We start from the raw sequence: 14,679 nt of genomic DNA on the forward strand, positions 1-14,679 counted from the left end.
TGACACTCTTTTTTTGTTGGCTATAATATAAGTAGGAGCCTGTAAAATACAGGCACTGCCAATATGGTTGATAGGCTTACGAGCCGCTTAAAACTTAAGGAGGAGCATTTTTTTTATGTCAATTGAAGTAGGCAGCAAGTTAGAGGGTAAAGTAACCGGGATCACAAATTTTGGGGCATTTGTTGAATTGCCGAACGGGTCCACAGGATTAGTCCATATTAGTGAAGTAGCTGACAATTATGTCAAAGATATAAACGATCATTTAAAAGTCGGCGATATGGTTGAAGTGAAAGTAATGAATGTGGGATCTGACGGTAAAATCGGTCTTTCCATCCGTAAGGCGAAGCCTGAGTCAGAACGTCCACAGCGTCCGCAACGTCCACAGAGACCTCGCCAAGGCAGCAAACCGAGCTTTGAACGACCAGAGAATTTCGAGCAGAAAATGGCGAAATTCATGAAGGACAGCGAAGAACGTCTAACTACCTTAAAGAGAGCGACAGAGTCCAAACGTGGCGGCCGTGGAGCCAGAAGAGGATAACTTGCTGTCTGTTTCAACTGTGAACTAAAATTAGATGACATCCTTTACGTATGTTCCGCAACATGGAGCATACGTTTTTTTGCGTAAAAGGTGCAGCGGCGGATCTGCCGCGGGCCGGTGCCGAAGCACTTCCCATGAATTTTTATTGCATGATAAAAACCTCCTGCCTAAGCAAGAGGTTTTTCGTGTTTCTATAATAGCGGCGGAGGGGGTCGAACCCACGACCTTGCGGGTATGAACCGCACGCTCTAGCCAGCTGAGCTACGCCGCCAAGACATTTGTGCGTTAAAAACGTGTATTTCAAACGCAACGTCTCTAATCATACTAGGCAATTGATAAAGTGTCAACAGGTCTTTTGCAAAAAGAAAAAACATACGGATAACGTCGAAATGTTTTGTGAATACCCCGCCACAAACAGACAAAATTTCTCGCAGATGGCATGTATAGTTTTAGGTAAGAGAACATAGGGGGTATGGGAAATGAAGATGATAGATAATATGGAGCGACCATTTGTACAGATGTTCAGAGCATCATGGCAAGAGCTGATGAACCGGAAAGTCTACTTGATGACGGCTCTTCTTTTCTTAGTGGGATCATTCTTTCTGTCTCAGGCAGTAGTATTCGATATGGCAGTGCCGTTCTTCTTGCCGATCTGGGCCTTGGCGAGTATGCGCTATCGCAAGCATATGATTTTCGTGTTCATAGGAGGAATGGCCGGCAGTGCGTTTCTCGGGATCGGACAAGCAGTCATCCATCTGGCCCAATTGCTGTTGTTCCACGCAATCATTAAGATCCCTAAGGTGAAGAGATCCATTCCGATCGCTGTGGCAGGAGCGATGATTATTCCTCAGCTGACTTGGCAGCTCATTAAATACAGTGACGGAATGATGCCGCTGGCGGTTCAGCTGTCGATTGGACTGGAAGCGCTGTTAGCTTTATTCATGACAATTTTTATGTTACTGGCCTTTCCTTCTATAGAACGTTTGCTGTACGGTCCGTGGAATCCCGAACAAATCAGTGCCATGTGTATCGTCGGAGCGCTGGCAGCAACAGGTATGGGCGGTTTTCAGATTGGCACAGTATCGGTAGCCGGGGTCTTTCTGTTTCTTGCGATATATGTAGCCGCTGTAGTGGGGGGTGTTCCGTTTGCCACGACAGTCGGGATGATTATCGCATTAATTATAGGAGTGTCCGAACTTTCATTCACCGGCATGATGGCGCTTTATGGTATGACCGGACTGCTCGCAGGCTCGCTGAAGCGGTTTGGAAAAATCGGTATTGTGACGGGCAGCTTATTTGTTTCGCTATTTTTCCTTCTATATGATGCCACGCTGCCGCTCGATACCGTTCACTTTTCAACCGTTGGCGCGGCGGCCTTGCTGTTTGTGCTGATTCCGTCACGGAAATTAAGCCAAATACGGCAAATATTCCTGCCGAAACAGGAAGGTATATCAGAGAAGCGTCAACAATGGCTAGCGGATAAGCTGGATGGACAGCTTGAGGAATTTCAGCAGTTCGCTCATTTTATGTCAACGCTCGTCAACGACCGCTTGTCTCCGGAAGATGAGATGACCGCAACGAGTCAAATACCGTCCATTTGCCAGTCATGTTTCCGTTACCGGAAGTGCTGGGAAAGTGAAGAGGATGGCATGGAACCGCTGATTGATGAATGGGAAACCACTTATTCCGCCACGAAAAAAGCGGCGCGGGTGCGTGTTGAGCAAAAAATGAAGTATAAATGTCTGCGTTTTAAAGGATTGCTTAATGAATTAGAGGAGCGAGGGGCTAATAAGTTATTAATGGGGCAGCTGCAGCACGGCCGTAAGATGCTGGCATTGCAGTTGCGCGATATGAGCACGCATATTGAGAAAGTAATGCGTGAAGTGAAAGAAGATCTGACAACGTACAAGCTGGCGGAAGAAGAGCTGGCGAACCGCCTGCATGCACAGGCGATAGAGTTTTTCCAAATAGATATTCTGTCGGAGGAACGCGGGGCCTGCCGGATTGTTATTTCTGTGCCCGAGAAAAAGGCGGACTTTGAAGCAGAAACGACGGTTGGCGAGTATTTATTATTGCCTATATTAGAGCAGATGTATGATGAACCGATGTATATTTCAAAATCAAGCTATCAGCCGTTTCCGTTTCCGCATGTGCAGCTGACATTCAGCTCAGCCGTCCGTTTTTCGTTGGATTACGATATTGTCACAACAGCGGGCAAAGGTTCATTCCACGGCGGGGATGCCTATGAATTATTTAAGATTCACGACGGACTGTCCGCAGTTCTGTTATCTGACGGAATGGGTTCAGACATCAATGCGTACCATGAAAGCCGTAAAGTGATCCGGCTGATGCGAGAGTGTCTGGGACAGAAAATGGATCCTGAAACAGCGATTCATACATTGCATTATATGATGGCGCTGAATGGATTGGATGATATGTATGCCACGCTTGATCTGGCATTGATCGATTTGCAGGAAGGCCGGCTGTGGTCATGGAAGGCAGGTTCGATGAGTACGTATATAAAGAGAAGCGATGAGTGCATACGGCTGGACAGTAAGACAGTGCCGTTTGGTTTCTTGCCTTCATTCTCAATAGAAGCAAAAAATGAAAAGCTGAAATCCGGTGATATCGTGGTAATGATGACCGATGGTATATTTAATGGAGATATTCCGCTTGATATCCAGGAAGACGTAATGAATCAGACGATAGAACGTTTTAAAGAGATGGATTGCCGTACGATTGCCGACCAGGTGATGATGGAAATGGAGCGCGTATTTGAATCGGTGGAAGATGACCGTACAATACTCGTGATGAAGGTCGGCCATATCGTGCCAAGTTGGTCAAAAGCCAATAAGCAACCCCGAATCATTTCTAGCTAAAGAATGATAGAATAGAGAGAGGGGGAGATGGGTCATGAAGAGTTTGCAGCAAAAGGTATTGAAGTTCATTGAAAAGCAAACGCTGATTCCTCCCGGCTCTCGTGTATTGGTTGCCTGTTCGGGCGGTGTGGATTCCATTGCACTGCTTCACTTTCTTGCAGCGCATCGGCAATTGCTGGCTATTGAAGTAGGTGCCATCCACGTAGATCATATGCTGCGCGGGGCCGAGTCAGCTGAAGATGCGTTTGTGGTGGAGCGGCTGTGCGAGGAATTCGGGCTGCCTTTTTACTCTGAACAAGTGCCGATTCCCGCTCTGCTGAAGAATCAGGGCGGCAATATGCAGCAGCTTTGCAGGCAGCAGCGTTATGCATGTTTTGAACAGACGATGTCACGGGACCAGTTCACCGTCCTTGCCACTGCGCATCACGCGGACGATCAATTGGAGACGGTGCTGATTCAGTTAAGTAAAGGACAGTCAGTAAACGGTATGCCGATACGGCGTGAATTTCATTCGGGCGAAGTGGTCCGTCCCTTCCTTCCATTGGAAAAGAGCGAGCTGTACGAGTATGCGTCACATTACAGGCTGCCATTCAGGGAAGATCCGAGCAATGAACGGGATGACTATTTACGCAATCGTCTCCGTCATCGCGTCGTGCCCGTACTGTCTGACGAAAACCCGTCCGTTGCGGTCAATACGGTCCGCCAGACGGAGCAGCGCCAGGCGGATGAAAGGTTTCTGAATGAACTTGCCGGGCAACATTGGCAATCGATAGTCACGTATACTGATGAACAGCTTCCCTCATTTCAGCGGGAGGCATTTCTTACTATTCCCCACGCTTTACAAAAGCGCGTGATTCAACTACTATTAAACTGTCTTACTGACCGGATGGCAGTGAACGCTGAACGCCGTTCTGCATTGGTGGAAGAACTGTTACAGCATATCGAGAACTCGGCCGGGAATGTTACAATTGATTTGGCATATGGCTATCGGTTTGTCAGGGAATATGATAAACTGCTAGTTACAAAAAAGGATATAGATACAGCGTCTCTTCATCCAAAAGTACTTGAAAAAGGTATTTGGCATACGTGGGGATCTATTCATTTTTACTGGCATCACGCCAATGCACATGCAACCGGACACTTTTTACCTTCAGATGAAATTAGGTATTTTCAATTACCCGATTCCGAACTGCCGCTGACCGTGCGGCTGCCGGCTGCGGGTGACAGACTTCAGCTTAAGGGCATGTCTCAGCCGAAACGTGTGAATCGGTTATTTATTGATGAAAAAGTGGGTATCATGCAAAGGAATCAACAGCCGGTCATTACAACAGCGGGTGGTACCGTATGTGCTGTGCCTGGTGTGCGGTATGGTGAAATGTTTTCATGCAGCCAACTGGAAGGCGATTCATACATATGGATTACGCGAGAAGGCGAAAGCAGATAATATGGAGGAGGACGGGCCGATGATCACGCAAGATATCGAGCAAGTTTTAATAACGGAAGAGCAGCTTCAGGAAAAAGTTCTTGAGCTGGGAGCTACACTAACAGAAGAGTACCGCGATAAGTTTCCTTTGGCGGTTGGCGTATTAAAAGGGGCACTTCCATTCATGAGTGACCTTATTAAGCGCATCGATACGTATATTGAATTAGATTTTATGGATGTTTCGAGCTATGGCAATGCAACAGTTTCTTCAGGTGAAGTCAAGATTGTAAAAGATTTGAACACCAGTATAGAAGGACGCGATGTGCTGATTATTGAAGATATTATTGACAGCGGAAAAACGTTGAATTACTTAGTGGAGCTGTTTAAATACAGAAAGGCCAACTCCATTAAAATTGTTACATTGCTTGATAAGCCGACTGGACGCAAAGTGGATTTGAAAGCAGACTATGTAGGCTTTGACGTACCGGACGCATTTGTGGTTGGTTATGGACTGGATTACGCAGAAAAGTATCGAAACCTGCCGTATATCGGTGTGTTGAAAAAAGAGATTTATTCTTTTTAACATTTTTTGACGGGCCGTTTATCAAACCGGCGAAAAGCCTTTTTCCTTAAGGCATTTTCATTGTAGAGATCTCTTGCTTTATGTTAAAATTTACAATAGTTTTCTGTTTAGTTTTGTGTTGAATGAGATGAGGAGGCTTGGGATGAATCGAATACTTCGATACTTTCTTTTATATGGATTGATTTTCCTCGCGATCATGGGGATTTTCAGTTCGCTTAACAATCCAAATCCGAAGATGAAACCGATTCGGTATGACGAATTCGTCACGGCGCTGGAACAGGGAAAAGTCGAAAATGCAACTTTTCAGCCGTTACAGCTCGTGTATGAAGTAAAAGGTGAAATGGCCGGCTACGAAAAGGGAGAAACTTTCGTAACGAACATTCCTACAAATGATATGGACAGTATTGGTGAAGTTGTTAAAACGACTAAAACTGAGATTGAAATCCTGCCGCCGAAAGAAACTAGCGCATGGGTATCGTTCTTTACAGGCCTTGTACCATTCATTATTATTATTATCCTTTTCTTCTTCTTACTGAACCAATCACAAGGCGGCGGTGGCGGCAAAGTGATGAACTTCGGGAAAAGTAAAGCGAAACTGCAATCCGATGATCGGAAGAAAGTACGTTTCAATGATGTTGCTGGTGCAGATGAAGAAAAAGCTGAGCTTGAAGAAGTCGTGGATTTCTTGAAAGATGCCAGCAAATTTGTGGAGTTAGGCGCGAGAATTCCTAAAGGGATCTTGCTCGTAGGACCGCCTGGTACAGGTAAGACATTACTTGCGCGTGCGGTCGCAGGTGAATCAGGAGTGCCGTTCTTCTCGATTTCAGGTTCTGATTTCGTGGAGATGTTCGTAGGTGTCGGTGCTTCCCGAGTGCGTGATTTATTTGAGAACGCCAAGAAGAATTCACCATGTATTATCTTTATTGATGAAATTGATGCAGTTGGACGTCAGCGTGGAGCCGGCTTAGGCGGCGGTCACGATGAGCGTGAGCAAACATTGAACCAATTGCTGGTTGAAATGGATGGGTTTGAAGGAAACGAAGGGATCATTATCGTTGCTGCAACAAACCGTCCGGATATTTTGGACCCTGCACTTCTTCGTCCGGGGCGTTTCGACCGTCAAATCACGGTTGGCCGTCCAGACGTAAAAGGAAGAGAAGCGGTGTTGAAGGTTCACGCGCGCAACAAGCCGCTTGACGATACAGTCGATATGAAAGCTCTTGCTCAACGCACTCCGGGATTCTCTGGTGCGGATCTTGAGAACTTGTTGAACGAAGCAGCTCTTGTGGCGGCAAGAAGAAATAAAGCTAAAATTGATATGTCCGATATTGATGAAGCAACGGATCGCGTAATCGCGGGACCTGCGAAAACCAATCGTGTCATTTCGCAAAAAGAACGAAACATCGTTGCATTCCACGAAGCGGGTCACGTGGTTGTGGGCTTAATGCTCGATGATGCAGAAATCGTCCATAAAGTGACTATTGTTCCCCGCGGGCAGGCCGGCGGTTATGCTGTCATGCTTCCAAAAGAGGACCGTTACTTTATGACAAAACCTGAATTGCTCGATAAAATTGCGTGTCTTTTAGGCGGACGTGTATCAGAGGAGATTGTGCTTGGTGAAGTATCAACCGGGGCACATAATGACTTCCAGCGCGCTACTGGCATTGCGCGTTCGATGGTAACAGAATACGGAATGAGCGATAAGATCGGCCCGATGCAGTTCGGACAGACGCAAGGGAATCAGGTATTCCTTGGACGTGATTTCAACTCAGACCAGAACTATTCTGAAGCAATTGCATACGAGATTGACTCTGAAATGCAGAAAATTATTAAAGAACAATATGAACGTACAAGAAAGATTTTGACTGAAAACCGAGAATTGCTTAATCTGATTGCAACGACTTTATTAGAAGTCGAAACGCTGGATGCGGAACAAATCAATCACCTGAAAAATCACGGTGTCTTACCGGATAGACCTTACGAAAACGGTAACGGCAATGACGATAAGAATGCAGCGCCATCCACTGCGGATACTGCAACTGTTGAAACGCCGGATACAAAGCCGGGTGCAACTCCGGACGTAACGGGTGCACCGAGTGATCCGTCTACAGGAGACTTGCCGCGTGAAGGTGGAGCCACTGACAAAACGCTTCCGCCGATTGATGAAGAACGCAGAGACTAAGCGAGCCTGCAGCCGACTGTACTTAACAGTCGGCTGTTTTCTATGAATGGACATCAGTGCACAACCACAGTATAATCGTGCAGAATTATGATATGATGTACGGGAAAAGTCAGAGCAAGAGAGGAAAACGACTATGTTATTAGTATTGGATACAGGGAATACCAATATCGTGCTGGGTGTATATGAAGGAGATCAACTGAAATACCACTGGCGAATGGAAACTTACCGTCACAAGACGGAAGATGAATATGCGATGCAAGTCAAAGCGATGTTCCAGCATGTGGGGATTTCATTTACAGACATTACAGGTATTATTATTTCCTCCGTGGTGCCGCCTGTCATGTTTCCGCTGGAGCAAATGTGTAAAAAGTACTTCAATCAGAAGCCGCTGGTCGTAGGGCCGGGATTGAAAACCGGATTAAACATTAAATATGAGAACCCGCGTGAAGTCGGTGCGGACCGAATTGTCAATGCAGTAGCGGCGATCCGCGAATACGGCAGTCCATTGATCATAGTGGATTTCGGAACCGCTACGACGTATTGTTATGTCAATGAACGCGGAGAATATATGGGTGGTTCTATCGCGCCGGGGATTAAGATTTCCATGGAAGCGCTGTTTGACCGTGCGTCCAAACTTCCGCGTGTGCAACTGGACCGCCCTGAATCTGTAGTGGGAAAAAACACGGTAGCTGCTATGCAGTCGGGTATCGTCTTCGGATACGTCGGACAGGTAGAAGGTATCGTTAACCGTATAAAAGAAGACTGCGAAGTGGAACCTACAGTTATCGCGACAGGCGGGATGGCAGAATTGATTGCATCGGAAACAAAAGTGATCGATGTCGTCGACAACTTCCTGACCCTGAAGGGATTACATCTGATCTATGAAAGAAATTTGTAAGGAGTGAATGAAATGACGACAGATTATTTAGTAAAAGCGTTAGCGTTTGACGGCCAAATACGTGCATATGCCGTGCGTTCTACCGAAACGGCGGGAGAAGTGCAGCGCCGTCACCAAATGTGGCCGACAGCAACTGCTGCTCTTGGGCGTACTATTTCAGCCGCGGTTATGATGGGTGCCATGCTCAAAGGTGAAGACAGCATCACGGTAAAGGTACAGGGGAATGGTCCGATTGGTCCAATCATCGTCGATGCCAATGCAAAAGGAGAGGTTCGCGGCTATGCGACAAATCCGCAAACGCACCTTCCTTTAAATGAACAAGGAAAGCTTGACGTGCGCGGTGCAGTCGGAACTGAAGGGACGCTGTCCATAGTGAAGGATCTTGGACTGAAGGATTACTTCACAGGACAGGTGCCGATTATTTCCGGGGAAATTGCAGAAGACTTTACTCAGTATTTGGCAGTATCTGAACAAGTGCCGTCCGCGGTTGCGTTGGGTGTGCTGGTTGACCCGGACAATACAGTGAAAGCTTCTGGCGGATTCATTCTGTCAGTAATGCCGGGTGCCACGGAAGAAACGATTGCGCTTTTGGAGGAAAAGCTGGCGAACATGACGCCAATTTCCACAATGGTGGATCAGGGACTGACGCCTGAAGGAATTCTCGCAGAAGTGTTAGGGCAGGACAACATAGAGTTCCTCGATAAAACGGATGTGAAGTTCGAATGCGAGTGCTCTAAAGAACGGTTTGCAGAAGCGATTAAAGGGCTTGGTCGCGAAGAAATTCAAGCCATGATTGACGAAGATCATGGAGCGGAAGCACAGTGTCACTTCTGCCTCGAGACGTATCAATATTCCGAGCAGGAGCTTCGAGAGTTTCTCTCAGAACTATAAAAAAGATACACCCGCTGCCAAAAAGCGTGTTGCGGCAGCGGGTGTATTCATCATTCCAACCAGTGCGCGGCGAAGTAAGCGCTGCCAATTCCGATTGAAAGAAATCGTTATGGCATCGTTCGGGTGTCAGATGCATATGAATCTATATTTGGCAGTCTATGAGAAGCCCGCAGCTGGCGTGCCGATAAATATAACCTTCTGAATTATTTGATTGACAAGAGAAATAGGAGGTAGTAAAATAAAGTAAATAAAACATATTAAAATACTAGGTATTAGGAGCGGATGACAAATGAGCAGAGTGGGAAATTCAGTTATTGATTTAGTGGGTAACACGCCATTAGTAAAGTTAAATCGGTTAACAGGTCCGGAAGATGCAGACGTCTATCTGAAATTAGAATTTTTCAATCCGGGTTCAAGCGTCAAAGACCGTATCGCATTGGCAATGATTGAAGCGGCGGAGAAAGACGGTCACTTGAAAGAAGGCAGCACAATCATCGAACCGACGAGCGGCAACACGGGAATCGGACTGGCGATGGTAGCAGCGGCAAAAGGCTATAAGTCGGTGCTCGTAATGCCCGACACTATGAGTCTGGAACGCCGTAATTTACTTCGCGCATACGGAGCAGAACTAGTATTGACTCCGGGTGCTGAAGGAATGAAAGGTGCGATTTCCAAAGCTGAACAGCTGGCTGAAGAAAACGGCTGGTTCCTGCCGCAGCAGTTCAATAATGAGTCCAATCCTGAAATTCACCGTTTGACCACAGGACCTGAGATCGCCGATGCGCTGGATCAGGTAGATGCATTCATTGCGGGAATTGGCACCGGCGGTACGATTACAGGAGCAGGGGAAGTCTTGAAAGAGCGTTTCCCTGGAATCCATATAATAGCTGTGGAGCCCGAAGATTCAGCTATTCTGTCAGGCGACAAGCCTGGACCGCATAAAATTCAAGGGATCGGTGCGGGTTTTGTGCCGAAAGTGCTGAACACTGAAATTTACGATGAAATTATTAAGGTTTCTAATGAAGATGCGTATACCTTTGCGCGCCGTGCAGCCCGAGAAGAAGGAATTCTTGGCGGTGTATCTTCGGGCGCGGCCATCTCAGCTGCATTGCAGACCGCGAAAAAGCTCGGTAAAGGAAAAACAGTAGTGGCGATTCTGCCGTCCAACGGTGAGCGTTACTTGAGTACGCCCCTTTATCAGTTTGACGAGGAGTAAGACTGTCTGAGCCAACCGAAAAGAGACGTTTTCTTGCACTCAGCCGCAAAAATAGCTGTAAGTGCAAGGAAGTCACTAATTTGTGCCTTATTAAGAAACTGCCGCCTGAAGTCGCGCGTGACTTCAGGCGGCAGTTTCTTTTTAACTTGGTTGCTGTGCAGTTGTAATCTTGTAGCTTTTATCAGCGGGCTGAATTCTGTATAATTAAATCGGAACACAATCGTGATACATAGGGTGGAGGAGGCTCACTGTGAAAAAGAAGTGGAGCATAGTCATTTCAGCGTTAATCGTAATCACCATGGTTACGGTCATAATTATTATTAATAAAGAAATTAAGAAAGAAACGAAAGGCATTCCCGGATATGAAAGTGCGATGATGGAAGACATGCCGAAGGATGAAGTGGAACGGCTGCCAGAAGATTGGCAGGTCTCTTCGGAAACCGAGAAGCCTGGACTGGCAAAAGGAGACATTGCACCGGACTTTGAACTGACAACGCTTGCGGGTGATACTGTCAAACTGTCCGATTATCGGGGCAAATCCGTTATGTTGAACTTCTGGGCATCGTGGTGTCCGCCGTGCCGCTCAGAAATGCCGCATATGGAAACCTACTATACAGATCATAAAGAGTCTGATGACATGGAAATACTGGCGGTCAACATGACGAAAACTGAAAAAAACAAAGAAAAGAGCGCGAAGGAATTCGTAAAAGAGTATGGGTTATCGTTTCCGATTTTATTGGATAAAGACAGTGAAGTCATGAAAACCTATCAGATTAAAGTTTATCCGACAACTTATATCATTAATAAAGAGGGAGTTATATCAGATAAATTGACGCTTCCGCTGGATGATAAAATGATTAAACAGCTCATAGAAGAAAGCAATGCAGAATGAACACTAGAGACGCAGGGGGAACCAGCATGAATAAAGTAGCCTATCAGACAGCTTCACTGACGAAAGATGAATTCTATTATGCTTATCATCAGCTTGCAACAAAGACCAAAAGGCATATTTTACTGGAAAGCGGACGCGGGGGCGAGATGTGTGTGGCAGGCCTTGATCCGCTCGTGACATTACAAGCAACAGAAGAGGGCTTGCATGTGGAGTGGCGTGACGGAACTGAAGAGCTGCTGACGGGAGAAGATCCGCTTGACCTGCTGAATCACTTTATGTCGAATTATGAGCTGGAACATCAAAAAGATCTGCCCGCGTATCAGGGCGGTCCGATCGGCATGATCAGTTATGATTACGTGCGGCGCTATGAGGAGTTGCCGGTTCTTGCGGACGAAGACCTTGTGACACCAGACGTGTTCTTTTATCTGTTTGATCAATGGGCAGTTCTGGATGTACAGAAAGAAACGGTCTATTACATGGCACTTCCCGAAAAACAATTTGCGCTGGACGGAATGGCGGATGAATGGAAGGCTGCTGCGAAGGAAGGGATGGCACACCGTCAATTTTCTCCGGGACAGGCAGCAGATGTAGAAATAACAGAAGAAGATTTGCGAGTTTCAGTGACGGGCGATCAGTTTGAGCAGATGGTGCACGATGTGCAGCAATTTATAGCGCAAGGCGATGTCGTGCAAGTGAATCTGTCTGTGCGCCAGTCGAAGCCGCTTCACGCATCTTCTTTATCGATGTATGAAGCATTGCGCTCATTCAATCCTTCTCCTTATATGGCGTATATGGCGGCACCGGATTTTGAAGTGGTCTCGGGATCGCCTGAATTACTTCTAAAGAAGCGCGGACCGGAATTGAGTACCCGTCCAATCGGCGGTACACGGAAGCGCGGTGTAACGGAAGCGGAAGATCTTGCGCTGCAGGAAGAGCTTTTGTCGAACACGAAAGAAAAGGGAGAACACAAGATGCTTGTCGACCTCGAGTGTGCGGACCTGGAGCGGATTTGTCAGCCCGGCACTGTGGAAATCGATGAATTTATGGTGGTCGAGAAGTACTCCCACGTCATGCATCTGGTTTCAAACGTTCGGGGTACGGCGGCTTTAGAAAACCTCACATCCATTGTGCATGGTGTATTCCCGGGCGGCTCAATTACGGGGGATCCGAAATTGCGGACGATGGAAATAATTGAGGAGCTGGAGCCTGCGAGAAGAGGCCTGTATACCGGTTCGATAGGCTGGATCGGCTTTAACGGCGATATGGAGCTGAACATTACAATCCGTACAGCATTTATTCAGGACGGTATCGTACATATTCAGGCGGGTGCCGGATTAGTGCCTGATTCAGATCCTGCTGCCGAGTATGAAGAGTCACTTAATAAAGCGAAGGCGTTGTGGCAGGCGAAAGAAATGGCTGAGCGGGCGGTTCGTGAAGAAAAGAGGCAGTGCCATTGATTTGCTGGATGAACGGGGTGCAGCAAGAGGCGGATTCGCTCCGCATCTCCCCTTTTGACCACGGATTTCTCTATGGACTAGGATTTTTTGAAACATTCCGCACGTATGAAGGGAAAGTTTTTCTCTATGAGTCGCATATGATTCGGCTGCGTTCGGCATTGGCTGATTACCGTATTGAGATGCCATACACTGATGAGGAAATTCTGGCGGCCGTTTATTCTCTATACCAAGACAATGGCGGTGAAGACGGTTATTACCGGCTGAACGTATCAGCGGGGGTTCATGATATCGGACTGGCACCCGCACAGTATGAACAGCCGACTGTGCTGATTTTCCAAAAACCGCTTCATTTGCCGCCGGTTCATACAGAAAAAGACGGCGTCTGGCTTAAAACGGTGCGTAATGAGCCGGAAAGTGCTGTTCGTCACAAGTCCCACCAGTATGCGAATAATGTCAAAGGGCGTCTTGAGCTGGCTTCATTGAAAGAAACGGAAGGGTTTTTCGTTACTTCTGAAGGCTATGTGGCGGAAGGAATTACATCGAATATCTTTTGGGCGGCAGAAGGGCAACTGTATACGCCTTCCTTGGAAACAGGGATTTTACCGGGCACGACACGTGCGTTTGTCATTGAGACGGCCGCGGAACTCGGACTGACTGTTACTGAAGGTTTGTATATGCCGAATGAGCTGGAATCGGCTGAAGAACTATTCATCACCAACGCGGTTCAGGAACTCGTTCCGATTCGACAGGTAGGGGAAAAGATATTTTCAGGCAAAGAGGGATCGGTGTACCGTCAGCTTCATGCGGGATACCAACAGGCCGTCAACCGAATGAAAGAGAGTGACCAGTAATGAGACTAGCAAAAGCACGTGCATCTTATCAATTAGGTAAGACGACGATTAACTTTACAGAAGAAACCGTTATAATGGGGATATTGAATGTCACACCTGATTCATTTTCCGACGGCGGAAGATACGGCGGGCAAAATCCGGCTCTTGAACACGCGCGGCAAATGCTCGCGGACGGGGCAAAAATCATTGATATCGGCGGGGAGTCCACCCGTCCGGGCTATACGCCTGTTTCGGCGGAAGAGGAGCTGGCCCGTGTGGTGCCGGTCATCGAGTTGCTGACGAAAGAACTGGGCTGTGTACTATCAATCGATACGTCTAAAGCGGCAGTGGCGGAAGCAGCAGTTAAAGCGGGAGCCAGTATTATCAATGATGTGTGGGGAGCGAAGCGGGAGCCTGCGATAGCAGAAGTGGCGGCGCGCTATGGTGTGCCGATTATCCTCATGCATAACCGCGATAACACTGACTATCAGCAGCCGTTCATGGAGGCAGTTCTGGCGGATTTGCAGGAAAGTATTGAGATTGCAAAAACAGCGGGAGTCAGCGAAGAGATGATCTGGCTGGATCCGGGCATCGGCTTTGCGAAAGATCTGGAGCAGAACATCCAGGCGATGCAGGGGTTGTCTCTCATTGCAGACCTTGGGTATCCGGTATTACTCGGAACGTCCCGTAAAGGCATGATCGGTAAAGTGCTTGATTTGCCTGTAAATGAACGAGTAGAAGGAACGGGCGCGACTGTCTGTTACGGTATTGAGCACGGCGGACATATTATGCGTGTGCACGACGTGAAGGAAATCGCACGGATGGTTAAAATGATGGACGTATTGACGAAAAAAGCGGCATACACTGGGTAAGCGCTAAAATGGAGGGAT

The 14,679-nt window shown here is 47.3% G+C and carries 12 protein-coding genes and 1 tRNA gene; 12 read left to right on the top strand and 1 reads right to left on the bottom strand.

The features are described from left to right. The first annotated feature begins 115 nt into the window (after positions 1 to 115). A complete protein-coding gene (locus SporoP33_RS09745) occupies positions 116 to 538 on the top strand; it encodes a S1 domain-containing RNA-binding protein (RefSeq protein WP_081243529.1) in 423 nt (140 codons plus the stop codon). Positions 539 to 735: 197 nt separating this feature from the next. Here SporoP33_RS09745 and SporoP33_RS09750 read toward each other — a convergent pair. Next, a tRNA-Met gene (locus SporoP33_RS09750) sits at positions 736 to 809 on the bottom strand. A 208-nt stretch (positions 810 to 1,017) separates the two neighbouring features. Here SporoP33_RS09750 and SporoP33_RS09755 point away from each other — a divergent pair. From SporoP33_RS09755 to folP, 11 genes are all read left to right on the top strand, one after another. Then, positions 1,018 to 3,417, top strand: coding sequence for a SpoIIE family protein phosphatase (locus tag SporoP33_RS09755; protein WP_081243530.1), 2,400 nt, complete (start codon positions 1,018 to 1,020; stop codon positions 3,415 to 3,417). Positions 3,418 to 3,451: 34 nt separating this feature from the next. Next, on the top strand, positions 3,452 to 4,861 hold the full coding sequence (gene tilS, locus SporoP33_RS09760; RefSeq protein ID WP_081243531.1) for a tRNA lysidine(34) synthetase TilS: 1,410 nt from the start codon (positions 3,452 to 3,454) through the stop codon (positions 4,859 to 4,861). Positions 4,862 to 4,880: 19 nt separating this feature from the next. Next, positions 4,881 to 5,423 (top strand): hypoxanthine phosphoribosyltransferase, encoded by a 543-nt coding sequence (gene hpt, locus SporoP33_RS09765; protein ID WP_081243532.1) that lies wholly within the window; start codon positions 4,881 to 4,883, stop codon positions 5,421 to 5,423. A gap of 142 nt (positions 5,424 to 5,565) precedes the next feature. Then, entirely contained in the window at positions 5,566 to 7,605 is a 2,040-nt protein-coding gene (gene ftsH / locus SporoP33_RS09770) for an ATP-dependent zinc metalloprotease FtsH (protein ID WP_081243533.1), read from the top strand. Positions 7,606 to 7,738: 133 nt separating this feature from the next. Beyond that, on the top strand, positions 7,739 to 8,503 hold the full coding sequence (locus SporoP33_RS09775) for a type III pantothenate kinase (protein ID WP_081243534.1): 765 nt from the start codon (positions 7,739 to 7,741) through the stop codon (positions 8,501 to 8,503). 12 nt (positions 8,504 to 8,515) lie between these two features. Continuing rightward, a complete protein-coding gene (gene hslO / locus SporoP33_RS09780) occupies positions 8,516 to 9,394 on the top strand; it encodes an Hsp33 family molecular chaperone HslO (protein WP_081243535.1) in 879 nt (292 codons plus the stop codon). 289 nt (positions 9,395 to 9,683) lie between these two features. Further along, the gene (gene cysK / locus SporoP33_RS09785; protein ID WP_081243536.1) at positions 9,684 to 10,610 is read left to right on the top strand and encodes a cysteine synthase A; all 927 of its coding nucleotides are present in this window, start codon (positions 9,684 to 9,686) and stop codon (positions 10,608 to 10,610) included. Between the two features lie 250 nt (positions 10,611 to 10,860). Continuing rightward, positions 10,861 to 11,502: a peroxiredoxin family protein gene (locus tag SporoP33_RS09790; protein ID WP_081243537.1), complete on the top strand. Its 642-nt coding sequence runs from the start codon at positions 10,861 to 10,863 to the stop codon at positions 11,500 to 11,502. A 26-nt stretch (positions 11,503 to 11,528) separates the two neighbouring features. Then, entirely contained in the window at positions 11,529 to 12,959 is a 1,431-nt protein-coding gene (locus tag SporoP33_RS09795; protein WP_081243538.1) for an anthranilate synthase component I family protein, read from the top strand. Continuing rightward, the gene (pabC, locus tag SporoP33_RS09800; protein ID WP_081243539.1) at positions 12,956 to 13,810 is read left to right on the top strand and encodes an aminodeoxychorismate lyase; all 855 of its coding nucleotides are present in this window, start codon (positions 12,956 to 12,958) and stop codon (positions 13,808 to 13,810) included. The genes SporoP33_RS09795 and pabC overlap by 4 nt, the downstream gene beginning before the upstream one ends. Further along, the gene (gene folP, locus SporoP33_RS09805) at positions 13,810 to 14,661 is read left to right on the top strand and encodes a dihydropteroate synthase (RefSeq protein WP_081243540.1); all 852 of its coding nucleotides are present in this window, start codon (positions 13,810 to 13,812) and stop codon (positions 14,659 to 14,661) included. Before pabC ends, folP begins: the two co-directional genes overlap by 1 nt. Positions 14,662 to 14,679 lie beyond the last annotated feature (18 nt).

It is taken from the genome of Sporosarcina sp. P33, from assembly GCF_002077155.1.
Classification (GTDB): Bacteria; Bacillota; Bacilli; order Bacillales_A; family Planococcaceae; genus Sporosarcina.

What these genes read in the sequence shown, in the direction of transcription:
- SporoP33_RS09745 (WP_081243529.1), top strand. Translation starts at nt 116, where the DNA reads ATGTCAATTGAAGTAGGCAGCAAGTTAGAGGGTAAAGTAACCGGGATC.
- SporoP33_RS09755 (WP_081243530.1), top strand. Translation starts at nt 1,018, where the DNA reads ATGAAGATGATAGATAATATGGAGCGACCATTTGTACAGATGTTCAGA.
- tilS (WP_081243531.1), top strand. Translation starts at nt 3,452, where the DNA reads ATGAAGAGTTTGCAGCAAAAGGTATTGAAGTTCATTGAAAAGCAAACG.
- hpt (WP_081243532.1), top strand. Translation starts at nt 4,881, where the DNA reads ATGATCACGCAAGATATCGAGCAAGTTTTAATAACGGAAGAGCAGCTT.
- ftsH (WP_081243533.1), top strand. Translation starts at nt 5,566, where the DNA reads ATGAATCGAATACTTCGATACTTTCTTTTATATGGATTGATTTTCCTC.
- SporoP33_RS09775 (WP_081243534.1), top strand. Translation starts at nt 7,739, where the DNA reads ATGTTATTAGTATTGGATACAGGGAATACCAATATCGTGCTGGGTGTA.
- hslO (WP_081243535.1), top strand. Translation starts at nt 8,516, where the DNA reads ATGACGACAGATTATTTAGTAAAAGCGTTAGCGTTTGACGGCCAAATA.
- cysK (WP_081243536.1), top strand. Translation starts at nt 9,684, where the DNA reads ATGAGCAGAGTGGGAAATTCAGTTATTGATTTAGTGGGTAACACGCCA.
- SporoP33_RS09795 (WP_081243538.1), top strand. Translation starts at nt 11,529, where the DNA reads ATGAATAAAGTAGCCTATCAGACAGCTTCACTGACGAAAGATGAATTC.
- folP (WP_081243540.1), top strand. Translation starts at nt 13,810, where the DNA reads ATGAGACTAGCAAAAGCACGTGCATCTTATCAATTAGGTAAGACGACG.